Annotated in this window: 25 protein-coding genes and 1 pseudogene; 17 read left to right on the top strand and 9 right to left on the bottom strand. The window is 63.5% G+C overall.

The window, feature by feature from the left end; all coding sequences use genetic code 11:
- Positions 1–57: 57 nt before the first annotated feature.
- Positions 58–726 carry a GTP cyclohydrolase I FolE gene (folE, locus tag F4827_RS12960; protein ID WP_221303668.1) on the bottom strand — a complete coding sequence of 223 codons (669 nt, stop codon included), beginning with the start codon at positions 724–726 and terminating at the stop codon, positions 58–60.
- Positions 727–839: 113 nt separating this feature from the next.
- Positions 840–1763 (bottom strand): LysR family transcriptional regulator, encoded by a 924-nt coding sequence (locus tag F4827_RS12955; protein WP_183724325.1) that lies wholly within the window; start codon positions 1761–1763, stop codon positions 840–842.
- 284 nt (positions 1764–2047) lie between these two features.
- Between F4827_RS12955 and F4827_RS12950 the strand changes: the two genes are divergently transcribed.
- The 5 genes from F4827_RS12950 to pcaC all read left to right on the top strand — a co-directional run bounded on the left by F4827_RS12950 (position 2048) and on the right by pcaC (position 6152).
- The gene (locus F4827_RS12950) at positions 2048–2749 is read left to right on the top strand and encodes a 3-oxoacid CoA-transferase subunit A (RefSeq protein ID WP_183724324.1); all 702 of its coding nucleotides are present in this window, start codon (positions 2048–2050) and stop codon (positions 2747–2749) included.
- A gap of 26 nt (positions 2750–2775) precedes the next feature.
- A complete protein-coding gene (locus F4827_RS12945; protein WP_183724323.1) occupies positions 2776–3435 on the top strand; it encodes a 3-oxoacid CoA-transferase subunit B in 660 nt (219 codons plus the stop codon).
- Positions 3436–3566: 131 nt separating this feature from the next.
- Positions 3567–4955: a 3-carboxy-cis,cis-muconate cycloisomerase gene (locus F4827_RS12940; RefSeq protein WP_183724322.1), complete on the top strand. Its 1389-nt coding sequence runs from the start codon at positions 3567–3569 to the stop codon at positions 4953–4955.
- Positions 4956–4959: 4 nt separating this feature from the next.
- On the top strand, positions 4960–5751 hold the full coding sequence (gene pcaD, locus F4827_RS12935) for a 3-oxoadipate enol-lactonase (protein WP_183724321.1): 792 nt from the start codon (positions 4960–4962) through the stop codon (positions 5749–5751).
- A complete protein-coding gene (pcaC, locus tag F4827_RS12930) occupies positions 5748–6152 on the top strand; it encodes a 4-carboxymuconolactone decarboxylase (protein WP_183724320.1) in 405 nt (134 codons plus the stop codon). Before pcaD ends, pcaC begins: the two co-directional genes overlap by 4 nt.
- Before the next feature lie 51 nt (positions 6153–6203).
- Here pcaC and F4827_RS12925 read toward each other — a convergent pair whose 3' ends face one another.
- Positions 6204–6452 carry a hypothetical protein gene (locus F4827_RS12925; protein ID WP_167058715.1) on the bottom strand — a complete coding sequence of 83 codons (249 nt, stop codon included), beginning with the start codon at positions 6450–6452 and terminating at the stop codon, positions 6204–6206.
- Positions 6453–6607: 155 nt separating this feature from the next.
- The gene (locus F4827_RS12920; RefSeq protein ID WP_183724319.1) at positions 6608–7936 is read right to left on the bottom strand and encodes an aspartate aminotransferase family protein; all 1329 of its coding nucleotides are present in this window, start codon (positions 7934–7936) and stop codon (positions 6608–6610) included.
- Positions 7937–8093: 157 nt separating this feature from the next.
- On the opposite strand from F4827_RS12920, the gene F4827_RS12915 reads away from it, so the two are divergent.
- Positions 8094–9506 (top strand): PLP-dependent aminotransferase family protein, encoded by a 1413-nt coding sequence (locus F4827_RS12915; protein WP_183724318.1) that lies wholly within the window; start codon positions 8094–8096, stop codon positions 9504–9506.
- Positions 9507–9547: 41 nt separating this feature from the next.
- On the opposite strand, the gene F4827_RS12910 is transcribed toward F4827_RS12915, so the two are convergent.
- Both F4827_RS12910 and F4827_RS12905 read right to left on the bottom strand, forming a co-directional pair.
- Entirely contained in the window at positions 9548–10165 is a 618-nt protein-coding gene (locus F4827_RS12910) for a LysE family translocator (RefSeq protein WP_183724317.1), read from the bottom strand.
- A 233-nt stretch (positions 10166–10398) separates the two neighbouring features.
- Entirely contained in the window at positions 10399–11034 is a 636-nt protein-coding gene (locus F4827_RS12905) for a nitroreductase (protein ID WP_183724316.1), read from the bottom strand.
- A 120-nt stretch (positions 11035–11154) separates the two neighbouring features.
- Here F4827_RS12905 and F4827_RS12900 point away from each other — a divergent pair, with 120 nt between their 5' ends.
- Both F4827_RS12900 and F4827_RS12895 read left to right on the top strand, forming a co-directional pair.
- On the top strand, positions 11155–11898 hold the full coding sequence (locus F4827_RS12900) for a 4'-phosphopantetheinyl transferase superfamily protein (protein ID WP_183724315.1): 744 nt from the start codon (positions 11155–11157) through the stop codon (positions 11896–11898).
- A 223-nt stretch (positions 11899–12121) separates the two neighbouring features.
- Entirely contained in the window at positions 12122–13150 is a 1029-nt protein-coding gene (locus tag F4827_RS12895) for a peptidoglycan DD-metalloendopeptidase family protein (RefSeq protein ID WP_183724314.1), read from the top strand.
- Positions 13151–13172: 22 nt separating this feature from the next.
- Here the strand turns inward: F4827_RS12895 and F4827_RS12890 are convergent, their stop codons facing one another.
- Entirely contained in the window at positions 13173–13463 is a 291-nt protein-coding gene (locus tag F4827_RS12890; protein WP_183724313.1) for a hypothetical protein, read from the bottom strand.
- A gap of 125 nt (positions 13464–13588) precedes the next feature.
- Between F4827_RS12890 and F4827_RS12885 the strand changes: the two genes are divergently transcribed.
- The 5 genes and pseudogenes from F4827_RS12885 (at position 13589) to F4827_RS12870 (ending at position 20066) form a co-directional block, all read left to right on the top strand.
- On the top strand, positions 13589–13996 hold the full coding sequence (locus tag F4827_RS12885; RefSeq protein ID WP_183724312.1) for a DUF302 domain-containing protein: 408 nt from the start codon (positions 13589–13591) through the stop codon (positions 13994–13996).
- A 351-nt stretch (positions 13997–14347) separates the two neighbouring features.
- Positions 14348–14449, top strand: a pseudogene (locus F4827_RS35950) (ESPR domain-containing protein); the annotation flags it as partial.
- Positions 14450–14488: 39 nt separating this feature from the next.
- Entirely contained in the window at positions 14489–19054 is a 4566-nt protein-coding gene (locus tag F4827_RS12880; RefSeq protein ID WP_183724311.1) for an S-layer family protein, read from the top strand.
- Positions 19048–19839 carry an EndoU domain-containing protein gene (locus F4827_RS12875; RefSeq protein WP_183724310.1) on the top strand — a complete coding sequence of 264 codons (792 nt, stop codon included), beginning with the start codon at positions 19048–19050 and terminating at the stop codon, positions 19837–19839. Before F4827_RS12880 ends, F4827_RS12875 begins: the two co-directional genes overlap by 7 nt.
- A complete protein-coding gene (locus F4827_RS12870; RefSeq protein ID WP_183724309.1) occupies positions 19836–20066 on the top strand; it encodes a hypothetical protein in 231 nt (76 codons plus the stop codon). Before F4827_RS12875 ends, F4827_RS12870 begins: the two co-directional genes overlap by 4 nt.
- A gap of 51 nt (positions 20067–20117) precedes the next feature.
- Here F4827_RS12870 and F4827_RS12865 read toward each other — a convergent pair whose 3' ends face one another.
- Together F4827_RS12865 and F4827_RS12860 are read right to left on the bottom strand one after the other, a co-directional pair.
- Positions 20118–20219, bottom strand: coding sequence for a SymE family type I addiction module toxin (locus F4827_RS12865; RefSeq protein ID WP_311673314.1), 102 nt, complete (start codon positions 20217–20219; stop codon positions 20118–20120).
- 566 nt (positions 20220–20785) lie between these two features.
- The gene (locus F4827_RS12860) at positions 20786–21043 is read right to left on the bottom strand and encodes a hypothetical protein (RefSeq protein ID WP_183724308.1); all 258 of its coding nucleotides are present in this window, start codon (positions 21041–21043) and stop codon (positions 20786–20788) included.
- A 511-nt stretch (positions 21044–21554) separates the two neighbouring features.
- Here F4827_RS12860 and F4827_RS12855 point away from each other — a divergent pair.
- From F4827_RS12855 to F4827_RS12840, 4 genes are all read left to right on the top strand, one after another.
- Entirely contained in the window at positions 21555–23240 is a 1686-nt protein-coding gene (locus tag F4827_RS12855; protein WP_183724307.1) for a phospholipase C, read from the top strand.
- A gap of 238 nt (positions 23241–23478) precedes the next feature.
- On the top strand, positions 23479–24906 hold the full coding sequence (locus F4827_RS12850; RefSeq protein ID WP_183724306.1) for a cytochrome-c peroxidase: 1428 nt from the start codon (positions 23479–23481) through the stop codon (positions 24904–24906).
- Between the two features lie 356 nt (positions 24907–25262).
- Positions 25263–25649, top strand: coding sequence for a hypothetical protein (locus tag F4827_RS12845; RefSeq protein WP_183724305.1), 387 nt, complete (start codon positions 25263–25265; stop codon positions 25647–25649).
- A 4-nt stretch (positions 25650–25653) separates the two neighbouring features.
- Positions 25654–26013: a hypothetical protein gene (locus F4827_RS12840; protein ID WP_183724304.1), complete on the top strand. Its 360-nt coding sequence runs from the start codon at positions 25654–25656 to the stop codon at positions 26011–26013.
- Positions 26014–26018: the final 5 nt, after the last annotated feature.

Genomic DNA, 26018 nt, shown 5'->3' with positions numbered 1-26018 from the left:
GCAGCCCCATGCGGGACGCTGTTCGTTGAAGCAGCGTCCCGCATGTGCTTTGGTCGTTCAGGTGTTGGGCACGCTCATCACGCCGGGGCTGCCGATGATCGAGAGAAATTCGCGGCGCGTGGAAGGGTCGCTGCGGAACGTGCCGAGCATGCGCGACGTCACCATCGTCACGCCGGCCTTGTGCACGCCGCGCGTGGACATGCACTGGTGCGCGGCTTCGAGGATCACGCCCACGCCCTTGGGCTGCAGCACTTCGTTGAGCGTGTCGGCGATCTGCGCGGTCATCTTCTCCTGGATCTGCAGGCGCTTGGCGAAGGCGTCGACCAGACGCGCGAGCTTCGAAATGCCCACCACGCGATGCTCGGGCAGATAGGCCACGTGCGCGCGCCCGATGATCGGCACCATATGGTGTTCGCAGTAGCTCTCGAAGCGAATGTCCTTCAACACGATCATTTCGTCGTAGCCGTCGACTTCCGAGAACGTGCGCGACAGAATCTCGCGCGGATCGTGGTCATAGCCCGCGAAAAATTCCTCGTAGGCGCGCACCACGCGCGCCGGCGTATCGAGCAGACCCTCGCGCGAGGGATCGTCCCCGGCCCAGCGCAGCAGCACGCGCACCGCGCCTTCCGCTTCTTCGCGCGAGGGGCGCGCAACGCTGGCGGGCGTCGTCGCGATGTTGGACTTCGGCTTACGTTTCTTCTTTTCCGCGTTCTTTTCGTCGCTCATGCAGAGGCTCCTGTCAGGTGGCCCGCGCCGCTGCGAGGCGCACCACGAACGCGCATTGTTTCATGATTCGCGCCCGACCGCGCAGCTTCGCTGCGCGCTCACCTTATTTGGGCTTACTTTGGCCATTCATCCATCGCATCGTTGAACAACTCGGCGACCACGCTGCGCAGCCACGCGCCGCGCGGCGTGTTGTGATACTTGCGATGCCAGTGCTGTTTGAGATCGAAGCGGGGCAGCGGCAGGGGCGGCTCGACCAGCGTGATCGATGCGTGCTCGGACACATAGGCAAAGCCGATCGCGTGCGGCACCGTGGCGATCAGATCGGTGCGCGTGAGTATGAACGGCAAGCTCATGAAGTGGGGCGTTTCCAGTACCGCGCGCCGACGCAGGCGATGCTTCTCCAGATACTGTTCGAGCACCTCCTGGCTGCGCCCTTCGGCGCGCACCACCGCATGGCCCAGGCCGAGAAACTGTTCCATCGTCATCTGCTTGCCCGCTAGCGGATGGCCGCTGCGCATCAGGCAGATAAAGCGGTGCGTGAAGAGACGCTGCTGGAAGAAGTTGTTGCCGCCCAGATCCGGAAAGAAGCCGACGGCCAGATCGACGTCGCCCGATTCCAGACCGCGCTCGACCTGGTTTGGCGGCAACGATACCGAGCGTAGATTCGCAAACGGCGCGCGCCGCGCGAACAGTTGCAGCAGACGCGGCAAGAATACGATCTCGCCGACATCCGAAAGCGCAATCGAGAACGTGTGCGTGCTGGTGGCCGGGTCGAAGTCCTGGGCTTCGAGCATGCCTTTCTCGATGCGCACCAGCGCGTCGCGCGCCGCCGGAATCAGGGCGAGTGCGCGCGGTGTCGGCTCCATGCCGCGCGAGGTGCGCACGAACAGCGGATCGCCGAAGTACTCGCGCAGCTTGCCGAGCGCCGTGCTCACGCGCGGCTGGCTCACGCCCAGCCGTTCGGCGGCCCGGCTCACGTTGCGCGCCTCTTCCATCGCGACGAGATAAGGGATCAGGTTCAGGTCGAGGTCTTGCATAGGCGGCGGGCGAACGGGAAGAGAAGGACTATGCTGAAACGCGATAAACCATAGTCGATGAATCCGGATTGACGATATTGGGGTATGTGCGCACAGGCGGCCCACAGCCGGGGCACAGCCGGGTTAATGAGGAGCGCATGGGGTTGACCCCGCCTTGACAAGCGCGCATTCACGCTCCGATAATGCGCTGGACGTTCGCTAAACGAATCAGTGTTCGTATATAGAACTTTTCGCGATCGGGTGGCGTGGGCTTTCCGCGATGCGCATCGCTTTCAGGAACAGGCATGATCAACAAGATTTTTGATTCGCTTCAAGCCGCTGTCGCTGATATTCAGGACGGCGCCACGGTCATGATCGGCGGCTTCGGCACGGCCGGCATGCCCGCGGAACTGATCGACGCGCTGATCGCGCAAGGCTCGAAAGAGCTGACGATCGTGAACAACAACGCCGGCAACGGCGACACGGGCCTGGCCGCACTGCTCAAGGCCAGGCGGGTGCGCAAGATCATCTGCTCGTTCCCGCGCCAGACCGACTCGTATGTGTTCGACGGCCTCTATCGCGCCGGCGAAGTCGAGCTCGAACTCGTGCCGCAAGGCAACCTGGCCGAGCGTATCCGCGCAGCGGGCGCAGGCATCGGCGGTTTCTTCACCCCCACCGGCTACGGCACCAAGCTCGCCGAAGGCAAGGAAACGCGCCTGATCGACGGCCGCCATTACGTGCTGGAAGCGCCGCTGCATGCGGACTTCGCGCTCATCAAGGCGTACAAGGGCGATCGCTGGGGCAACCTGGTCTATCGCAAGACAGCGCGCAACTTCGGCCCGATCATGGCGAGCGCGGCGAAGGTCGCCATCGCGCAGGTGTCGGAAGTCGTCGAACTCGGCGCACTGGACCCCGAAAACATCGTGACGCCGGGCATTTTCGTGCAGCGCGTCGTTGAAGTGCCGCAGGCCGCGCATCTGGCGCAGCAAGCCGGTCAGGCCGCCTGACGCTACGGACGCTACGGAGTTAAGCAATGAAACGGTTGAATCGCGACGAAATGGCTCAACGCGTGGCTCAGGACATTCCTGAGGGCGCTTATGTGAATCTCGGCATTGGCGTGCCGACGCTGGTGGCCAACCACCTCGATCCGAGCAAGGAAATCTTCCTGCACAGCGAGAACGGTCTGCTCGGCATGGGTCCGGCGCCCGCCGCTGGCGAAGAAGACGACGAACTCATCAACGCAGGCAAGCAGCACGTCACGCTGCTCACTGGCGGCGCGTTCTTCCATCACGCGGACTCGTTCGCGATGATGCGCGGCGGCCACCTCGACTACTGCGTGCTGGGCGCGTTCCAGGTGTCGGTGAAGGGCGACCTCGCCAACTGGCATACCGGCGCACCCGATGCGATCCCCGCCGTCGGCGGCGCAATGGACCTGGCGCTGGGCGCGAAGCAGGTGTTCGTCATGATGGAACTGCTCACGAAGCAGGGCGAAAGCAAGCTCGTGAACGCCTGCACGTACCCGGTCACGGGCGTGGGCTGCGTGGGCCGCATCTATACCGATCTGGCCGCGTTCGACGTCACGCCGGATGGCCTGGAAGTGCGCGAGATCTATTCGGATATCGACTTCGACGCGCTGCAAAAGCTCGCCGCCGTGCCGCTGATCGACGCGACGCAGAGCCGCCGCGCGGCGTAAACTGCCGTAGCGCGCGTTTTTTCGCAGATGAATCCCGCGTGGCGCGACCTCTGGCGGCAACTGTCGCCGGGCGTCGCGCCATCTGCGTTTATCTGCACCCGCGTGCATCCCGACTTTTTTCATATCGATCCATGATTGAACGCCTCACGAGCCTGATCTGCGGCACCGAGCCGATGAACGCCGTCTGGTCGCCCGACGCCACGCTGCAGCGCATGCTCGACGTGGAAGCGGCGCTCGCACGCGCATCGGCGATCCACGGCGTGATTCCGCACAGCGCCGTGGCCGCGATCGAGGCGACCTGCAAAGCCGACAGGCTCGACGCCGAAGCGCTCGCGCGCGACGCCGCGCTGGGCGGCAATCTGGCGATTCCGCTTGTCAAGCAATTGACGGCGCGCGTGAAGGACGCCGACCCCGAAGCCGCCAAATACGTGCACTGGGGCGCGACGAGCCAGGACATCATCGATACGGCCACGGTGCTGCAACTGCGAGATGCGCTTGCGCTGATCGAAACCAGCCTGGACGCGACCTGCGCGAACCTCGCCGAACTCGCCCGCGCGCATCGTGCGACGCCTGCGGTGGGCCGCACCTGGCTGCAGCAAGCGCTGCCGATCACGCTCGGGCTCAAGTTCGCGCAATGGCTCGACACGCTGCTGCGCCATCGCGAGCGTCTGGCCGCATTGCGCGAACGCGCGCTGGTGCTGCAATTCGGCGGCGCGGCGGGCACGCTCGCGAGCCTGCGCGACGCCGCTGCTCAAGTTAGCGCCGAACTCGCCAAAGAGCTGGGCCTCGCGCAGCCCGCGCTGCCGTGGCACACGCAACGCGACCGCATCGCGGAAGCTGCCGCGTTCTTCGGCATGCTGATCGGCACGCTCGGCAAGATTGCGCGCGACATCTCGCTGCAGATGCAAACCGAAATCGGCGAACTGGGCGAGCCGGCCGCGGCAGGCAAGGGCGGTTCGTCGACCATGCCGCACAAGCGCAATCCGGTGGGCTGCGCCGCCGTGCTGACCGCCGCCACGCGCGCGCCGGGGCTGGTGGCCACGGTGTTCGCGGGCATGGTGCAGGAGCACGAACGCGCGCTCGGCGGCTGGCAGGCCGAATGGGACGCGCTGCCCGAACTCGCACGCCTGGCGGCGGGCGCGCTCGCGCAGATCGAGCAGATTGCGGGCGGTCTGGAAGTGAGGCCCGAGCGTCTCGCAGCCAATCTCGACGTCACGCACGGTTTGATTCTGGGCGAGGCCGTGATGCTCGCGCTGGGCGACCGGATCGGCCGTCTCGACGCGCATCATCTGGTTGAGCGCGCATCGAAATCGGCGGTGCAATCGGGCCGCACGCTTTACGACGTGCTGGCGGCCGAACCCGCTGTCACGCAACATCTGGACGACGCGCGCCTGAAGGCGTTGCTCGATCCCGCCAATTACGTGGGCGAAGCGCATGCGTTCGTCGACGCGGTGCTCGCGCCATACGCGCAATCGCAGCAGCGCACGCCCCATTCTTCATCGCAGACTCACCAGGAGTAACCGCATGCCTTATGCAGCCGTCAATGACACGCAGCTGTTCTACCGCGTCGATGGTGCCGAAAACACCAACGCGCCGTGGCTGGTTCTGTCGAATTCGCTCGGCAGCGACGTGTCGATGTGGACGCCGCAGCTCGTCGAATTCTCGAAGCACTTCCGCGTGCTGCGCTACGACACGCGCGGCCACGGCCACTCGGCCGCGCCGCAAGGCCCGTACACGATCGAGCAACTGACGGGCGACGTGATCGGCCTGCTCGATCACCTGGGCATCGCGCGCGCGCATTTCTGCGGCGTTTCGATGGGCGGCCTCACGGGCGTGGGTCTGGGTGCGCGTTTCGCGAGCCGCATCGACCGTCTCGTGCTGTGCAACACGGCTGCGAAGATCGGCACGCCGCAAGTGTGGGAGCCGCGCGCAGCGAAGGCCCGCAACGAAGGCATGCTGTCGCTGGCGGACGCGGTGCTGCCGCGCTGGTTCACGGCGGAATTCATGGAGCGCAATCCGCTCGTGATCGCCCAGGCCCGCGACGTGTTCGTGCATACGGACAAAGATGGCTACGCTTCGAACTGCGAAGCAATCAACGCGGCCGACCTGCGCGGCGAAGCCTCGTCGATCCAGGCACCCACGCTGGTGATTTCGGGCACGCACGATCTGGCCGCGACGCCCGCACAAGGCCGCGAACTGGCCGAATCGGTGCAGGGTGGCCGTTACGTCGAGCTGAACGCTTCGCACATCTCGAACGTCGAACTTACCGACGAATTCAACAAGACGGTCCTGAGCTTCCTGCTGGAGTCGAAATGAACGAAGACGATCGCTACGAAGCCGGACTGAAAGTGCGTCGCGCGGTGCTGGGCGATGCGCACGTCGATCGCTCGATCGCCAATCGCACCGAGTTGACCGAGGAATTCCAGAAGCTGATCTCGCGCTATGCGTGGGGCGAAATCTGGACGCGCGAAGGTCTGCCGCGTCACACGCGTAGTCTGCTGACGATCGCGATGATGGTCGCGCTCAACCGCAGCGAAGAGCTGGCATTGCATCTGCGCTCGGCGAGAAACAACGGCGTGACGCGCGATGAAATCAAGGAAGTGCTGCTGCAAACCGCGATTTATTGCGGCGTGCCCGCAGCCAATTCGGCTTTCCACCTCGCCGATAAAATCTTCAGCGAGCAGGACGCGCAGGCAGCAGGCGACAAGCCAGCCTGATTTTGCGTGAAAGGGCATGCATCGCGCGTGCCCCCGATCTCCTTACCGTGCTTACTCTGCAGCGTCGTGTTCCGCCACATACTGGCGCAACACGGCGAGCACCGCGGCATCTTCAGCGCGGCTCGCTTCGTCGCTGGCCGAACCCGCTTCATCCTCTTCGCCCAGTAAAGCGGGCGGCGCGGCAATCGTCTCGAATGCGTGGCCTTCGCGGAACACGCGAATCTCGTGCGTCGCCGCCGTGTATTCCGCTACCCAGTGAACGCCTTCGATGTGCGCGCCCACACGAATCGGTGTTTTCATCGCCGTCTCTCCCGCCTTGCGGTTTCCATCAGCCAACGATACGCCGATGGCGCTCGCCATGCGCGCATGATGAGCGGACGAAAGACGGCCCGCCGAAAGCGAAACGGCCCGCTCGAAACGAGCGGGCCGCTAGTGCGCCGTGATCTGGCGCGAACTCAGGCGACCTTCGCCAACACTTCGCGCACCGTGCCGAACAGGCGCCCGATCTCTTCTTCGGTGATGACGAGCGGCGGCGAGAACGCCAGAATGTCGCCCGTGAAGCGGACCAGCACGCCTGCTTCGAAGCACTTCACGAACACCTCGTAAGCGCGCGCGCCCGGTGCGCCGTCACGCGAATCCAGCTCGATACCGGCGACCATGCCCAGGTTGCGCACATCCTTGACGTGCGGCGCATCGCGCAGCGCGTGCGCGGCAGCTTCGAACTTTGGCGCAAGGCTGTGCGCGCGTTCGAACAGGCCTTCGCGGCGATACAGGTCCTGCGTCGCGATGGCGGCAGCCGCAGCCAGCGGATGCGCCGAATAGGTGTAGCCGTGGAACAGTTCGATCGCGCCCGGCGCGCCGCTGTTGACCACCGCGTCGTGGATCCTGCGGCTCACGGCCACGCCGCCCATCGGCACGGCCGCGTTGTTGATCGCCTTGGCCATCGTGATGATGTCGGGCGTCACCCCGAAGTATTCGCTCGCGGTGGCTTTGCCAAGACGTCCAAAGCCCGTAATCACTTCGTCGAAAATCAGCACGATGCCGTGCTTCGTGCAGATCTCGCGCAGGCGTTGCAGATAGCCTTGCGGCGGAATCAGCACGCCAGTCGAACCGGCAACCGGCTCGACGATCACCGCGGCAATGGTCGATGCATCGTGCAGCGCGACGATGCGTTCGAGGTCTTCGGCGAGATGCGCGCCCCAGGCCGGCTGGCCCTTGGTGAAGGCGTTGTGTTCGAGATTGTGCGTATGCGGCAGATGATCGACGGCGGGCAGCAGCTGGCCCGAGAACGTCTTGCGGTTCGCGCCGATGCCGCCCACCGAAATGCCGCCGAAGCCCACGCCGTGATAGCCGCGCTCGCGGCCGATCAGCTTGGTGCGCTGGCCTTCGCCACGCGAACGATGGTAGGCGAGGGCGATCTTCAGAGCCGTATCGACCGACTCCGAACCCGAGTTCGTGAAGAACACGCGATCGAGCCCTTCGGGCATGATCTGCGCGATCTTGCTGGCCGCTTCGAAGGCGAGCGGGTGACCCATCTGGAAAGTGGGCGCGAAGTCGAGCTTGCCGGCCTGCTGGGCAATCGCCGCGACGATTTCCTCGCGTCCGTGCCCGGCATTCACGCACCACAGGCCCGCGCTGCCGTCCATCACCTCGCGGCCATCGGTCGTGCGGTAATACATGCCCTTGGCCGATTCGAGCAGGCGCGGCGCGGCCTTGAACTGGCGGTTGGCCGTGAACGGCATCCAGAACGACGATAGATCGTCGATGACGGGGCGCGAAGTCATGTGTGTTCTCCTCCAAAGTGGTTGGACAGAATGTAGCGTCCGGGCTTGAAGGGCGGCATATACAGTCTCTATACTGCGCTGATAACCGTGCTGGACAATCTGACGCAACTGTATTGGTCGGCGCGCTCAAGTCCGCTTGAACCCGACTTCCCTCCCTATGATCGAATTCGAACTGGAACGCGGACGCGGCGCCGCCTCAACGCTCGTCGAGCAACTGGTGCGAGCCTTTGCCCAGGCCATCGAGTCGAACTCGCTGCGCGCGGGCGCGCTGCTGCCCTCGGTGCGTCAGCTGGCGCAATCGCACGAGCTGTCCACCTATACGGTCACCGACGCCTACAACCGTCTGGTGTCGATGGGCCTGGTGGTGGCGCGGCGTGGCTCCGGTTATCGCGTTGCGCCGCGCCAACCCGCGCCCCGCGCCGCCGACACTGGCTGGCAACCGCCCGCGCTCACCGCCACCTGGCTGCTATCCGACGTCTACGCGGACCATTCCGTGCCGATCAAGGCCGGCTGCGGCTGGATGCCCACCGAATGGATCAACGAAACCGGCCTGCACCACGCCTTGCGCGCGACCAGTCGCGTGCCGGCCGCGCGGCTGGGCGATTACGGCCACCCCTACGGTTTCGCGCCGCTGCGCGAACGCATTGCGGCGCAACTGGACCGGCAAGGCCTGCCGATCGACGTGTCGAACGTGCTGCTGACGCAAGGCGCAACCCAGGGGCTCGACCTGATCGTGCGCACGCTGCTGCGCCCCGGCGACGCCGTGCTGGTGGAAGATCCCGGCTACTGCAACCTGCTGCAGATCCTCAAGCTCGCCGGCCTCACGGTGCACGGCGTGCCGCGCACGCCCGCCGGCCTCGATCTCGACGCGCTCGAACAGCAGGTTGCCGCGCATCGCCCTAAAGCGATTTTCGTCAACACCACGCTGCAGAATCCCACCGGCGCAACCTATTCGATGGCGAACGCCTTCCGTCTGCTGCAGATCGCCGAACGCGAGCGCATGTGGGTAGTGGAAGACGACGTGAGCCGCGAACTCGCGCCGCCGGGCGCGCCGCTGCTGGCCGCGATGGAAGGGCTGCGTCGCGTGCTGTACGTGAGTGGTTTTTCGAAGACGGTGACGCCATCGCTGCGCTGCGGCTATGTGGTGGCCGAACGCGACGTGCTGCGCGAACTCGCGCGCGCGAAGATGGCAGTGGGCCTGACCTCGTCGGAAACGATCGAGCGCATCGTCGACAAGGTGCTGGTGGAAGGGCGCTACACGCGCCATGTCGAAATCGTCAACGAGCAGTTGAAGGCGGCGCACGCGGCGCTGGAAGACCGCATCGATGCGCTGGGGCTCGAACCGTTCTGCAGGCCGCGCGCAGGCCTGTTCATGCTGGTGCGCCTGCCGGTGGAGGCATCGCGCGCGGCCGCGATTGCCACGGCGGCGCTGCGCGACGGCATCTGGCTCGCGCCAGGCTCCTATTTCCGGCCCGACGACGAAGCCAGCGCGTGGTTCCGCTTCAACGCGCCCTATTCGCTCGACGACGCGCTGTGGCGTTTCATCGAGCGCGCCAGCAAAACGGGCTAACAGGACGAAGGGAATTTAATCGGCAATCCTGATGAAGTGGCTCAGTGTTGCAGCAGATGCGCGACCAGCGGATACATCGATACGACCAGCGACAGCGCCATGAGGATGTTGAAGGCGCGCAGGCGGCGCGGATCGGCCAGAAAGCGCCGCATACCGGTGCCGAACGCCGCCCAAACGCAGATGCAGGGCAGGCCGACCACGTAGAACACCACCGCCATCGCCACGGTATTCATGCCGAAGTCCGTCGACAGGCGAATCGTGCTGGCGGCCGTAAGCACCATCATCCACGCCTTGGGATTGATCCACTGAAACGCGATGGCTTCGTGAAAGCGCATGGGACGACGCTCGCCGGTCTTGACCTTGAGGTCGCCAGACGTGCCGATCTTCCAAGCAAGCCACAACAGATAAGCCACGCTCGCCGTTTCCAGCACCGTATAGAGCACTGGCACGCGCCGGAACACCTCGCCCAGACCGAAACCGACGGACAGCATCAGCACCACTACGCCCGCGCTAATGCCCAGCATATGCGGCACCGTGCGACGGAAGCCGAAGTTGACGCCGGAGGTCAGCAGCATGGTGTTGTTGGGGCCGGGCGTGATCGATGTGACGAGCACGAACAGCATGCCGGCGGGCAGGGCGCTGAGCATTTCGGGCAGCATGGGCTAAGGGCTCCGGGGACAATGGCGATCCTGACGATCGTGTCGAGCCAGTTTAACGACAGATCGCGGTACAGTACCGGTACAGTTAAACGGTCGCACGCCGGTACGGAAAAGGGGTGATTGGCAGGGATTGTCGGGCGCCTTCAGGCGCGCGTTGGGGTAAGAATCGGTAAAGCGGCGGTCGGGGTAGTGGGGCTCGCTGCCCGTCGATAACGGGACAAATGAACGGGCAATCAGATCGACGAACTGCCCAGCCATTCCCGGAAGTAATGCGTGCGTGGCGGCCGCGCGGCTGCGCGTTCCGCGGATTTCGGTGTGCCAACGAACAGGAAGCCGAGTAGTTTGTCGTCGGCTTCGAAATCGAGCGCGAGCTTGAGCTTTTCGTCGTAGGCGTCCGGCCCGGTCGCCCAGAAGCCGCCGTAGCCGAGTGCGTGAATGGCGTTGAGCATGTTCATGGTGGCCGCGCCTACGCTTAGAATCTGCTCAAGTTCGGGGATCGAGCTGTCGCGCGCCACCGATGCGCCCAGCGCGATGATGAGCGGCGCGGCGAAGGCTTTGTCGCGGCGGTGTTCATGCGCCGCGCGCGGCGTGCCGGGGTCGCGCGCGGCGGCGACATCGACGAGAATCTCGCCGAGTTCGGCGCGCGCTTCGCCGCGAATGAAGGCGAAGCGCCAGGGGCGCAGGCGGCCGTGATCGGGGGCGCGCAACGCGGCGTCGAAGATCAGTTCGAGTTCGGCGTCGCCGGGACCGGGTTCGACCAGCGGCCATGCGGATTGTCGTGCGAGCAAGGTTTCGAAGAACGCCGCCTGAGCGGGCGTTGCTGCGTTCGTAGTGGCCGTCGCCGGCGTCGATGTAGCAGGCATGTCCATGGCACGATCCTATGAAAGAGACGTCTCCTATGATGATGAAAAATTCGCTCATTTGCAAATGATTCTCATTAATATTATTGCATGCCCGACTAGCATGCCCGATTAATTTATGCTGCTGCGATGACCCATCCATTGAATGACTCCGCGCGCAGGTTGCGTGTGTATGCGAACGGACGCTGGCCCGACGATATCGACGTGTGGCATCTGCACTTCGATTTCGACAACGCGAGCCCCGATTCGATGCCTTTTCTCGATGCCACCGAACGTGCGAAAGCGGCGCGTTACGTGCGGCTAGCCGACCAGGTGCGCTTCGCCGCGACACGCTCGGCCTTGCGCGCGTTGCTGGGCGAGGCGCTAAAGATGGATCCGCGCGATGTGCCGCTGGTGGTCTCGGAGCGGGGCAAACCGATGCTGGCGGATACGTCTGGCGGAGCTATTTCTTTCAACGTCTCGCATTCGGGCGATCACGCCTTGATCGTGCTATCGCAGCGGCGCGGCGTGGGCGTCGATATCGAGCGCATCGACGAGGCAATCGACTGGCGAGGGCTTGCGCGACTGGTTTGCACTCCAGAAGAACGGCAGGCGATTGAAGGCGCGCCACACGCGTTGCAGCCCGCGCATTTTTTCCGCTGCTGGACGGCCAAGGAAGCGCTGCTAAAGACGCTGGGTCTGGGCATCACCGAGGGTTTGCAGGCGCTGAGGGTCGATCTGTGCGTGCAGACGCCGGGTGCGTTTCCCGCGCCGCCGCAGGTGCTCAAGGACGTGCACGGATGTGTGGGCGCGCGGGCGTTGCAGTACCGGTGGATCGAGGAAATCGACGGTTTTTTCGGCTGCCTGGCGTTCGAACCGATCCGGCCCGCATAATGCAGATCGCCGGGGTTGCAGCAACGGCTGTCATTCCTCTGCAAATTCCGGCGATTCACCCATTAAAAACAGGGATTCACCGTTTTTGACGTTTTTTAAGTCTCGCTTAAGAATCGTCCGTTAGTCTCGGTGCCTTCGCTCATCGGCGCTGCAACGGCGCTGATGTCTCTTTGAAAGCGGCGCTTCGTGCGCGGTTTTCTGCCAAGTAATCCGTACCCAGTAGATGCCCAAGCTCGTATCGACGACATCTTCGGGAGTCGCGGGTAAAGCGTTCATCGTCGCCGCTCTCAGCACGGCCTGCACAGCATGGCTTTCGCACCAGATGCCGAGCCAGTCCGTCGATGTTTCGCTGCACGCATCCGACGACCTGCCCGAACAACTGGCGCGCCGTGCCTTAGCACCCGCTGCCGCTTCTGTTCCCGCTCCTGTGCCTTCGGCACCGGCCTATCATGTGGAAACCGTGCGGGTCACGCACAGCTTCTCCGAAGCCGCCGATCAGTTGGGTATCGATGCCGCGACCACGGCGAAGCTCGCTCACGCGCTGGAAGGGCGGCTGGATTTGCGCCGCGACCTGCGCCCGGGTAGCGAGGTGCGCTTCGTGTTCCGCGACAAGCCAGGCGCTGCGCCGGCAACGTCCGCGGCACCCGCAGTTTCGGACGCCAGCGCCACGCCCGTTGCGATGCGCATCTCCACCGGCAAGGAATCGCACGACCTGTTCCTGTTTAGCAAGCTCGACGGCAAGGCGTTCTATTACTCCGCCGACGGCACGCCCGCCGCGCCGACCTTCCTGCGTTACCCAGTGAACTTCACGCGCGTGTCGTCGGAGTTTTCGCCGCTGCGCCTGGACCCCGTCACGCATCGCTGGGCGGCGCATGAAGGCGTCGATCTCGCCGCGCCCATCGGCACGCCGGTGCGCGCGACCGCGCAGGGCACAGTCACGTTCGCGGGCTGGGAAATCGGTTACGGACGCGTGATCAAGATCCAGAATTTCGGCGACTACTCAACGACCTTCGCGCATCTATCGCGTTTCGCGAAGTCGCTGCACGCGGGACAGCAGGTGAAGCAGGGCCAGGTGATCGGCTACGTCGGCAAGACCGGCTGGGCGACCGGCCCGCATCTGCACTACGAGGTGCACGTGGATAATGTCGCGCAAGACCCGCTGAGCGTCGATCTGCCCGTGCGCACCGTGCTGGAAGGCGACGACAGGCAGCATTTCGCGCAACAGGTCCAGCAGATCGCGCCGATGCTTTAAGCGCCCGGTCGAGCGTCGCCTCTTATCGCGTGGCCGCGCGATGCGACGCCACGCCCAGCAGCTCGGGTTGATTGAGCAGCCCGCGCACCGGCGCTACGCGCAGATCCGCGAGCTGGTCGTGCAGGCGAGCAGCGTGATCGGCGCGGCCGAGGCCGTGCGTGCGAAGCCGCGCCAGATGCTCGATCGACCGGCTTCGTGGCGGCGCTTTGCGCGGCCATCGGACGGCGACTTCGAAAATGCTCTCGCGATCCGCGAAAAGGCGCGTATTCCGCGCGGCGCGCGTGTTGTATTCGGCACGCGAAATGGGCCCCATCTATCACGCGAAGGGCGTCGAGCGGCTGGTGCGCAATGCGCCGTTTCGGTTTTCGGTGTGCTGTTTTATGGACTACAGTGCGAGAGCACGCACCCATGCGTGACGTCCATTTCGGAGCACAAGCCATGACGATCGGGCACGGGCAACACCCCTCATCCGTTGTGACGCTCAAGAGCGTCCACGACTTCGACACGACGATCACCCGTATCAAAACCGCGCTGGATGGCGTGGGCGCCATCGTGTTCGCAGACGTGGACCAGCGCGAGGCCGCCGGGCTCGCGGGCCTCGATCTGCGGCGCACACGCCTGATCCTGTTCGGCAATCCGAAGGCGGGCACGCCGATCATGGCGGCCAATCCCCACTCGGCGCTGGAATTGCCGCTGCGTCTTGTGGTCTGGGAAGACGATACGGGCCATACGCATGTGGACTATCGCGATGTGTCGCAGACGCTTGGGCCGCTTTACGCCATCGCGCCCGAATTGCTCGCACCACTGCAACGCATGACCGGGTTGTTGCAGAACACGGTGCAATGAGCGCGTTGTAAGCATGGGCGGTTCTTGGCAATAAGAGACGCGTTTTCCTGTACACCATCGCATCGCATCGCATCGCATCGCGTCGCGTCGACGCGGCGCAATCACACCAGTCCCGGAGCGCTGCCGTTGGTTCGCTGCACGGTTTCGCCGTGTGGTTGAAAATTTTCCGGCTCGCATCCGCTAAATCGGGTCGCTTATTGCCCTCTGTGGGCTAAAAGCGACGAAATCATTTCGTCCGCTTGAATATTTATCAGACGATGATTAAAGACTGTGAGATGTGACACTGTTTGACAGATTCGGTTTCCTTACGCGGTAAGAATTAAAAAAATAAAATTCCCCGGGTTGGGTTCGATGAATCGCAGTTACAGGCTGGTCTTTAGTTGCGCGCGCAACATGCTCGTTGCCGTTGAGGAAACGGCAACGGCAGCAGGCAAGACGGGGGAAGCACGGGCAGCCGTGCGCGCCTCACGTCCGTCTGGTCTTCGACACTCGTTGCGTCGTCTCCTTCCTGCTGCATTGATTGCGCTTGCGCCCATGCTGTCGTTCGCGCAGATCGTTGCGGGCGGCGCGCACGGGCCGAACGTTATCCAGGCGCCCAACGGGATCGACCAGGTAAACATTAACCGTGCGTCAGGGGCTGGCGTTTCGGTCAATACCTACAACCGGTTCGACGTGCAGTCGAAAGGCGCGATCCTGAACAACTCGCCGACGATGGTTCAGTCGCAACTCGGCGGGATGATTAACGGCAATCCGAACTTCGCGCCGGGACAGGCTGCCAGGGTCATTGTCAACCAGGTCAACAGCGCGAGCCCGTCGCAGTTCAACGGTGCGCTTGAGGTCGCCGGCCAGCGGGCGAACGTGATTCTGGCCAATCCTTCGGGGATTTCCGTCAACGGCGGCACGTTCATCAACACGAGTCGCGCGACGCTGACCACCGGTACGCCGAACTATGCGGCGGACGGATCGCTGTCGGGTTTCAATATCACAGGCGGCAATATCGCGATCAGCGGCGCAGGGCTGAACGCATCGGGCGTCGATCAGGTCGATCTGCTCTCGCGCGCTGTGCAGGCCAATGCCGCGATCTACGCGAAGACGAACCTGAACGTCGTGACCGGTGCGAACAGCGTCGACTACAACACGCTGAATGCCACGCCGATTGCGGGCGACGGCGCAGCACCGGGCGTGTCGATCGACGTGAGCAATCTCGGTGGCATGTACGCCCATCGCATCGTGCTTGTCGGCACGGAGGCAGGCGTCGGGGTGTCGCTCAAGGGCGTCACGGCGGCGCAGGCGGGCGACCTTGTGCTGACATCGGCGGGCAAGCTCGTACTCGCGGGTCAGACGAATGCAAGCGGCAATATCGTTGCGAATGCAACGGGCGGCATCGATAACACCGGGACGACCTATGCGCAGCAGAACGTCAACCTGACTACATCCGGCGCGCTGACCAACAGCGGCACGGTTGCCGCGCAGCAGAACACGATTGCAAGCGCCGGTTCAGTCAGTTCAACCGGCACGCTTGCGGCGGGCGTGAACAACGACGGTTCGCTTGCGCAGTCGGGCGACCTCAACGTGAATGCGTCCGGCGCGGTTACGGCATCCGGCCGCAATGTGGCGGGCGGCAATGCGAGCGTGAGCGGCGCATCGGTCAATCTCGCGGGCGCGACCAACTCCGCGAACGGCACACTCTCACTCACTGCGAACGGCGGCGACCTGAACCTGTCGGGCGCGACCACGACCGCTGGCGGCACGCTCAACGCAAGCGCGAGCGCCACGCTGACGAACGATAACGCAGCGATGTCGTCGGGCGGCGCGCAGACCATCACGGCGGGCGCGCTCTCGAATCGCGGCGGTCAAATCGTATCGGGTAGCACGCTGACCGAAAACATTGCCGGCGCGACGAACAACCAGGGCGGCACGATGCAGGCCACAGGGGCGCTTGCCTCGTCGAGTGGTTCGCTCGACAACTCTGGCGGCACCATCGCGTCGCTTAACGCAGATGGCGTTTCCCTCGCGACGGCCGGACTGCTCAACAACGGCGCGGGCGGCAGTATTGACGGCAACGGTGACGTCACGTTGCAAGGCTCGCAGATCGCGAACGCCGGTTCAATTACAGAAGTGCAGACGCTGATCGCGCGCGCGGCGCAGACGCTCTTCAACAGCGGCACGTTCGCTGCCAATGGTGCGGTTTCGCTCGCTGCCGGGACGACGCTGACCAACACGAGCACGCAGTCGGGCGGCACGCTTGCGCTTTCTGCTGCCACCTTCGATAACAGCGGCGGTTCGGCGAGTGCGGGCCAGTTCACGCTTCACGCCGCCAGTCTCGTGAACCACGGCGGCACGATCACGCAAACCGGAACCGGCGCGATGACGCTCGACGTGACCGGCACGCTCGACAATTCGAACGGCGGTACATTCCAGACCAACAGCACGGACCTGGCGCTTGCACCCGGCACGCTCGACAATGATGGCGGCACGATTACGCACGCTGGCTCGGGCGCGCTGACGGTCGACGCAGGCAACGGCGCGGGTTCGATTTCAAACGTAGCCGGCACGATTGTGAGTAATGGCACAGTCGTGCTCCAGGGCGGCGCGCTCAATAACACGGCGGGTTCGGTTTCCGGCCAGAACGGGCTGACGGCGACTGTCGCCGGCACGCTGGTCAACACGAACGGCAAACTCCTGTCGAACGCGGATACGGGCATCACCAGCGGCGCGCTGAACAATAGCGGCGGCCAGATTGGTGCAGGCACGAACGAGACCATCAGCACAGGCTCACTGACCAATAACGGCGGCTCGATTGTCGCGCCGAATCTCACGCTCACAGGTACGACGCTGGATAACAGCGGCGGCGATATCGAAGCGAACCAGCTATCGCTCACAGCCGCAAACTTCACGAATCACAGCGGCACCATCACGCAGTACGGCGCGTCGGCGATGGGCTTTAACGTGAGTGGCACGTTCGACAATTCGAACGGCGGCACACTGCAAACGAACAGCACCGATTTCACGCTCGCGCCCGGCGCATTGAACAACGATGGTGGCTCGATTCTTGACGCCGGAACCGGCACGTTGACGATCAAACCCGGCAACGGTTCGGGCAGCTTCTCGAATGTCGGCGGCAGGATCATTTCCGCAGGCGCGATTGCGGCGCAGGCTGCAAGCCTGAACAACGCGAACGGCGTACTCGCGGCCAAAGGCGCGATGAACGCGAACTTCGCGGGCGACGTGAACAACACACAGGGCTCGATTCGTTCGCTCTCTTCGCTGTCGCTCTCGGATGGCGGCACGCTCACGAACACCAACGGGCAAATCCAGGCTGGCACGGGCGCCACAGGTAACACCAGCGATACGAGCACGCTCACGGTGCAAGCCGGGTCCGTCAACAACACGAGCGGCCTCGTCAGCAATCTCGGCACGGGCGATACAACCGTGCAAGGCGGCAGCCAGACGGTCAACAGCGGCGGCGTCATCACGGGCAACGGCGCGGTCAAGGTCGATACGTCGGCGCTCTCGAACACGCAGAACGGCGAGATTAGCGGCGCGGGCGTCACGGTGCAAGGCGATACGGTCGATAACACCAGCGGCCAGATTGGCAGTCTTGCTGGATCGAACGGCGATGTGTCGGTTACGACGACCGGCGCAGTCACTAACGCCAACGGCCAGATTGGCTCGACTCACAATCTGTCCGTGAACGCGGCAGCGCTGACGGGCGGCGGCAGCTACAGCGCCGCCAATGATGTTGCGGTCAGCGTGCAAGGCAACTTTGCACCCACGCCCGATGTGCAGTTCAACGCCGGTCACGACCTGTCCTTTACCCTGCCGGGCAAGGACATCAACGTCACGGGTAGCGCAATCAGTCTCGACATGGGGACCGCGACGCTTGCCGCAGCGGGCAACGTCAACATCGGCGCGGCAACGGAAACCCACGTCGACAACACGCAGGAACAGCACAAGCACAGCAATGTCGTGAGCGGCAAGGAAGTGGCGAGTTCGAGCAACAGCACCGCCACGCTCGCGCAAGGCAGCATGGTTTCGGCTGACGGCGTGGCGATCAGCAGCGGCAACGACATCAACGTCAAGGGCAGCACGATTGTCGGCACGAACGATGTCGCGCTTAGTGCAGCGCATGACGTGAATATCACGACGACGCAGGACACCATGCAGTCGTCCAGCAGTTACCAGGAAAAGCGCACGGGCCTGGGGACGAGCGGCCTGACCGTGACTGTCGGCACCAACAAACTCGCGACGACGAATGAAGCGTCGAGCGTCACGAACAACGCAAGCACGGTCGGCTCGCTGAACGGCGACCTGTCGATCAATGCCGGCAACACGCTGCACGTTACCGGCAGCGATCTTGTCGCGGGCAAGAACCTTGCGGGTACGGCGGCGAACGTCATCATCGACTCGGCAACCGATACGTCGCACCAGGCGCAGACGCAGAAGACCAGCAGCAGCGGCCTGGCGATTGGTCTGGCGGGTTCGCTCGGCGATGCGATCAATAACGCGTATTCGGAAAGTCAGACGGCGAAGAATTCGACCAGCACGGGCAACGACCGCGCCGCCGCCCTGCACAGCATTGCGGCGGCGGGCGATGTCGCATTGACCGGCCTGACATCGGCGGGCGTGACTGCGGGCGGCAAGCCGGATATCGGAGTCAAGGTCAGCATCGGGTCGAGCAAGAGCGAAAGCCAGTCGTCCGAAGACCAGACGACGCAGCACGGCTCCAGCGTGCAGGCAGGCGGCACTGCGGGATTCGTGGCGACGAGCGGAGACCTGACTATTGCCGGGTCGAACGTGAGCGCGAAAGATGTCGTCCTTGCTGCGAAGAACCAGGTGAACGTCATCAACACGACGAACACGGATTCAACGCGTAGTTCAAACAGTTCGAGCAGCGCGAGCATTGGCGTGCAGTACACCCTCGGCGGCGGCTTTGGCGTCTCTGCTGCGATGGCGAACGCGCATGGCGACGCCAACAGCGATGCGTCGATCCAGAATGCGTCGCATGTGAATGGCGCGAACAGCGTCACGGTAATATCGGGCGGCGAGCCATGGTAACTGGTCTGGGTGGCGGTGGCATCGGCAGTGCGGCGCATGGGGCCGCCGGTGCGGGAGTTGCTGCCTGGGCTGCCGGTGATCTGAACCGTCTTGCGAATGGCACACGCGATGCGCTGGGCGGCGGTGATGCGGCGCAGTTGGCAGGCAACGTTGCGGCCAACATCCTCGCAGGCGGCATTGGTGCGCTGATCGGCAACCTCGCCGGGAATATCGCATCGGGTCTTGCAGGCGCGGCGGTGGGTAGCACGGCGGGCGCCGCAACGGCATCCAATGTGAACCTGTACAACGCAGCGAACGACAAGAACGACACCGAAGCGAAGAAGGAGGCGCAGGAGCTGAAGCAGGCGCTCGACAAGGAGCGCGCGGCGCTGGGCCAGGGTGCTGCGAAGGTGCCGTCTGGCGCCCAGGCCGCTACCGTGCAATCGACGGCGCTGGCTGCGGGGGCTGCTGCTGGAAAGGTCGCGCCCCAAAACGATGTTAATTTGGCGTCACCAGATCGAACAACCCATATACTGACCGGAGACGCGACGGGCGGCGGTCATCAATGGCCAGGTGGTCCTGGTAAGTCGGTGTTTCCACAGGATTGGTCATCGTCGAAGATCATGAGTGCCGTCTCAGATATCGCCACAGATCCGTCCGTTCCTGAAACGGTTCAAGCCAACGGCAGAATAGTTAAAAATGGCTCTGTCGATGGCATTGCCATTCGTGTGGTTATCGAACCAGCTAGTAAAGGCGGTGGAATCGTTACGGCGTTCCCAACAAATGTTCCCAGAAGTCCGAAATGACGAAGCAACAAGACCCTTATGATGAGATTGAGCGATTGATGCGTGAAGCTCTTGCGCAGGTTGAGAGAGAAATCTCCGAGGAAGATCGCAACGACGTTGCTGAATATATTGACTTCGGTGAGTATGGAGTGGCTTATGAACTGCTGACTTGCGTTCTTGACAAGCAGCAGAGGGTTCACCCGGAATCATTGAAGACTGCCGGGAAAATGATGGGCATGAACAGTTGATGTACAAACAATAAACCCGGCGCTGGCCGGGTTTATTGTTTGCAGTGCAATTCAATCGTGTGTGATGACCAGCCTGCCGTGCTGGACCTCGATCCTCACCTGCTGCCCCGCCTCGAATCCTGCGAGTTCAAGCCATCGCCCCGAGAGCTTGATCCACGGATAAAGCGGCGGCTCGGTGCGGATTCTCGCTTTGATGCGCCCGGAGGTGGCCGACGCCTATCACCGCATGCTCAAATAGAGCCCGGAGGCGCTGGATTACGCGACTGGCCTTGCCGCCAACATTGCCGCGGGTGTATGTGCAGCTATCGAAGCGATTCGGCGACAGCTTCATCGACGACACGACAATACCGACCTAGGCCCGCAACGCGTTTCTCGAACTCGGCGCGACCGACCGGCACTAATTCGGCGCGGCGCACTTCAACGGCACGCTCACCTACCATCAGGCCATCGGCGGTTTTCGGCGCAACGCCTGGCCCATATATCGAAGGCCCAACATACCCATTTCCCGACCGCACGATGGACGGCCGGGTTCCTGATTGCCGGGCAGTTCCAGGCGAACCCAAAGCCTCTTTCCCAAGTTGAGTTGTGAGGACGCGCACTCAACCCGCGCCCGACTTGAGCAAGGCGCGCCGCCCGGCGCCGCATGCCATCCGCAGCGCTAAAACACCTTTTTTGAAGGCCTTTCGCGGGCTCGCGAGCGCGCCTTCATCGCACGGCGCTTACTGCCCGAAATAAATATCGCAGTCCGAACGTGGCCAGCAGGATTTGCCGGTGCGATGCCCTGACGCGCTGGCGGTATCGGGCACGCCGCCGTACGACATATCGGTGCCCGCCTGGGCGGACGCGTTCGCGTCGTTTGTCATCGTCTGATGGGCGCGGTCCTGCGAAATGGGCTCGTCTTTCGCCTGGGCGGTGCCCGGCGCGGTTGCGGTCGCCACCGTCACGAAGGCGGCGATAAACGCCAATCGGATCTTCATCTCCACACTCCTTCTTGAACGCCGGAGCGGTCGAACGACGAGCCCCGACGCACGCACGACGCGCACTGCCGCGCCGTGCGAGTTCGAGAGGAAGGCCGGAATGCCGGCGCTCAACGTGTTAGTCAAAGCCTTACTAAAGGCCTTACGCAGTGGACGCCTCCGCCGGATCGGGAGGCGGCGCAGCGAGGCGCGGCGCAAGAAAGAGGGGATGGAGCGGGCGCGCAGAGAAGGTCCACGCTGCAATTCCAGTTATAGCTCGCGCGCCCGAGAGTGCAAAACGCAGCCTTCCCACTTGTTGTTTTTTCCTCCCAAATCTTTCTGGGTTGAAATGTAGCGAAAGCTTAAGGAAATGGAATGGTCGCCGTGTAGTCATGTTGCGATGTTGTAATTCGCTCGCCCCGATGTTTGGCGCATTACCTGAAACGCGCTCGTTACAAAGGCAGGCCCACACGTCTTTTGGACGCGTCCAGGACTCTAAAACCAACTCGAAGAATCGATGGAGCCCAACAACATGTATCGCCGAGCATTACTCGCCGTGCCGTGCGCTGGCCTTGCCGCCGCACTGTTCGCGTGCGGTAGCAGCAACAACTCGAACCCTGCGTCGGCTACCGCGGCAGTGTCCGCGCAAGACGCTCTCACGACCAGCACGCCGATCAAGCATCTCGTGGTGATCTACGGTGAGAACGTCTCGTTCGACCACTACTTCGCCACCTACCCGAACTCGACGAACCCGTCGGGCGAGCCGTCTTTCACGGCCGCTTCGGGCACGCCGAGCATCAACGGCCTGGCAGGTTCGCTGCTGACGTCGAACCCGAACTTCACGAACACGGCCAACGGCACGGGCGCAGTCAATCCCTTCCGTCTGGACCGTTCGCAGGCCGCCACGGCTGACCAGAACCACGCCTACACGGCCGAGCAGGAAGCCGGCGACGCCGGCGCACTCGACCTGTTCCCGAAGTACACGGGTAATGGCACGAGCGGCGGCGCGGGTGCCTTCGGCACGAAGGGCCAGGTGATGGGCTACTTTGACGGCAACACCGTCACGGCGCTGTGGAACTACGCGCAGAAGTACGCCATGAGCGACAACGCGTGGACGACCACCTATGGTCCGTCGACGCCGGGCGCGCTCGAAGTGGTGGCGGGCCAGACCAACGGTTTCGAAATCGTCAACACGTCGAAGCAGCCGGCTACCGCCACGACTTCGTCCTACTACATCCAGGACGGCGCGGGCGGCCTCACGATGATCAACGACGTCGATCCGGGCTACGACATCTGCTCCAGCACGACGGATTCGGGCTTGATCAACGCGACCAACATCGGCGATCTGCTGAATGCCCAGAAGATCACCTGGGGCGGCTTCATGGGCGGCTTCAACCTGCAGACGGTGAACGCCAACGGCACGACGGGCTGCAAGCGCAGCACGACGGCAACCGCAGTCAACGCTGCAACGGCCGACTACATCCCCCACCACAACTGGTTCCAGTACTTCAAGTCGACGTCGAACCCGCAGCACACGCGTCCGAGCTCGACGGCTGCCATCGGTTCAAGTTTCGAAACCGACGGCAAGACGGCTGAACCGGCGAACCACCAGTACGACTCGGACGACTTCTTTGCCGCTGTGAAGGCCGGCAACTATCCGTCGGTGAACTTCCTGAAGGCTCCGGCTGCACAGGACGGGCACGCTGGCTATTCGGACCCGCTCGACGAACAGGCTTTCGTCACGAAGGTCGTGAACTTCCTGATGCAACAGCCGGACTGGAAGAACACGCTCGTCGTCGTGACCTATGACGATTCGGACGGCTGGTACGACCATCAGTACATGGCGCCGGTCCACTCGTCGGCGGCTGCAGCCGACCAACTCGGCGGCAACGGCGTGTGCGGTTCGGGTACGCAGCCGCTGGGTGTGACGGGCGCGCCGGTCAACGGCCGTTGCGGTCCGGGCACGCGTATCCCGTTCGTCGTGATCTCGCCGTACGCCAAGACGAACTATGTCGATCACACGTTCATCGACCAGGCTTCGGTGGTTCGCTTCATCGAAGACAACTGGCTCGGCGGCGCACGTCTGGGCGGCGGTTCGTTCGACGCCACGGCGGGCGATCTGCGCGGCATGCTGAACCTGACGGGCACGCCGGTCACGACGCCGCTGTACCTCGACGGAACGCTCGGCACGCCACTGAGCTCCGCACCGGCGATTTAATTGCTGCCCGGCGCGGGACTGGTTGCGCACGCATCGAATTTTCATGGTTCGCGCATGATTCGCGCATGATTCGATGAGTGTGTGAACCCGGTTCCCGCGCCGGATTTTCGCCGTTTTTCAGGCCGGTTCAGGCAAGTCGAACCGGCGCAGGTAGAGCCCGACGCCGTGTCGTGCGCCACCGGTCAATGCCGGGCGCCCACGGCTTTCGGCATTTTTGTCCCGCCAGGAAGAACGCTTCATGTCCGAGCTTTCCGCATCGCCCACTCCGTCTTCTCCCTCGCCGCGCGCGGGCGCGAAGCCCGCGCGCCTCGTGCTGCGCGCTGCTGCTGCCGTGGTGATCGCCGCGCTGGGCTTCTGTGCCTACGCCGCAGCGTTTCCCGCCGATGTGCCCGAGAAAGTGGGCGAGGTCGTCGAAAATCTGACCGGCGCGAATCCGCATCCGGTCGTGCTGCAGCGCCCGGCCGTCGCGCCGCTCTCGGCGATGGCGCAACTCGGCAAACAACTCTTTTTCGACCCGACGCTTTCGGCCTCGGGCAAGCAGTCGTGCGCCTCGTGCCATAGCCCCGACCACGCTTACGGGCCGCCCAATGGGCTCGACGTGCAGAATGGCGGTCTGGCGATGACGCAGCAGGGTTATCGCCCGCCGCCTTCGCTGATGTATCTGTATCGCCAGCCGAATTTCAGCATCGGCCCGGATGCGGGCGAAAACGACGATGCGCCCACGCTCGCCCAGCAGGCGAGCGCCTCGGCCAATGTGGTGAAGTCGCAGAAGACCGCCGGCGGTCCCTCGACATCGGTGGAAATGGTGCCGCAGGGCGGCCTGTTCTGGGATGGCCGCGCCGACACGCTGCAGCAACAGGCCTACGGTCCGCTGCTCAACCCGGTGGAAATGGCGAATACGAGCGTCGATGTGGTGGCCGACAAACTGAAAAACGCGCCGTACGCAAAACGCTTCAACGAATTGTTCGGATCCCGAATCTTTGACGATCGCAAGCTGACCGTGGCCGAAGCGATGTTCGCAATCTCGCGCTATCAGGTGGAAGACCCGTCGTTCCATCCGTACAACAGCAAGTACGATCGCTGGCTCGAAGGCCGTGCGCATTTGAGTCAGGCCGAACTTCACGGGCTGCGCCTCTTCAACGATCCTGACAAAGCCAATTGCGCCGGCTGCCACTTGTCCAAGCCGGGCAAGGACGGTCTGCCGCCGATGTTTACCGATTATCAGTACGAGGCACTGGGTGTGCCGCGCAACACCAGGCTCGCGCAGAACAAGGACCCGAAGTTCTTCGATCTGGGCGTGTGCGGGCCGTTCCGTACGGACTTCAAGGATCAGACGCAATATTGCGGCATGTTCCTCACGCCGACGCTGCGCAACACGAGCACGCGCACGGTGTTCTTCCACAACGGCATCTATCACAACCTCGATCAGGTGATGGCGTTCTACAACGAGCGCAATACCGATCCTGGCAAGTTCTATCCGCACGGCGCGGACGGCAAGGTCGAGAAATACGACGACATTCCGGCGCACCTTCAGAAGAACGTGGACGTGACCGATGCGCCGTTCGATCGCAAGTTCGGCGACAAGCCCGCGATGACCGCCGACGATATCCGCGATATCGAGGCGTTCCTGAAGACGCTCGACGACGAACCGCCGGGGTCGAATTGAGCGTGATCGGTTGAGTGTTTTATCGACGGCCCGCGCCTTGAAAACGCGGGCCGTTGTGTTTTCATTAGACAAATTGCGGGCGAATGGAAGCCCCTTTGCCCAACCACGGCGCTGCGCCGGGCACAAGTCATTTTTACCGTTTCGACGCTGAAGTCGCTCACGCGCGACAGTCACATCCAGCCGATTGACGAAGCAGTTCTCTGCACGGAGCGCAGCTCTCGCGCAGCAAATTTTCCCCGCTGCGAGCCTCGCGAGCGAGTTTTCCCTTTTTGCCAAACGTTTGCGACCTGGCTATCAAGTCGACGTAAAAATGGCCGAAAACGCGCATGTAGCCACGCAACTATGGAGATTGGGACGTGAAGCGCGTTGTCTTCTTACTCGCCGTATTCGCCGCTATTGCCGTGACCGGCTGCGCGCAGTTGCATCCGGCCGATACGGCGAAGGCCGGTCAGGCCGCCGTGTCGAATGCGATCCTGCACTTCGATATTCCTGCTGACGCGCTGGGCGCGCGCGATCCGCAACTCAGCGCGGTGCTCGCCAAGGCAGGGGCGCTTGCCGCCGCACAAAAGCATCCGGCGCTGATTCGCGTGACCGCGCTCGGTCAGGATCTTCGCTATATCAACGAGGCGATCTGGCGTGGCGTGCCGGTGCATCAGGCCAACAAGCCGGTGCTGGAAAATCTCACGGCCGGCGCCAACCAGACGTACAGCGTGTCGATCGAGCCGCTGCAATCGGGAGGCTGACGTCATGCGCATGATCGCTTTTGCAGGAGCCGCATGGCTCCTTTCCACTGCCGCCACTGCGGGCTGGGCAGCTCAGCCCGATGCAGCAGGCGCGAGCCTGCAGGCGTCGACGGGATTTTCCGCATCGCCCGCCACGGACAAGGTTTATCCGCCGTTGCCTTCGCTCGCCATGCTGCCGCCTTCGGGTAGCGCGGGCGGCGACGACGATGACGTGCCCGCGCCGCACGCGTCCTCGCGCAAGAAGAAACTTCGCCCGCATGATGTGCATCCGGTTGGCCCGACGGCGCGCCTCGTGGTGTCCGATGCGTCGCGCACCTACCTCAAGGACATCGAGCACCAGCTCGACGTCGCATTGGCGCACTGACGCCG

It is taken from the genome of Paraburkholderia bannensis, from assembly GCF_014200455.1.
GTDB classification, from domain to species: Bacteria; Pseudomonadota; Gammaproteobacteria; order Burkholderiales; family Burkholderiaceae; genus Paraburkholderia; species Paraburkholderia bannensis_A.
This window is presented reverse-complemented; position numbering and strand designations above follow the sequence as displayed.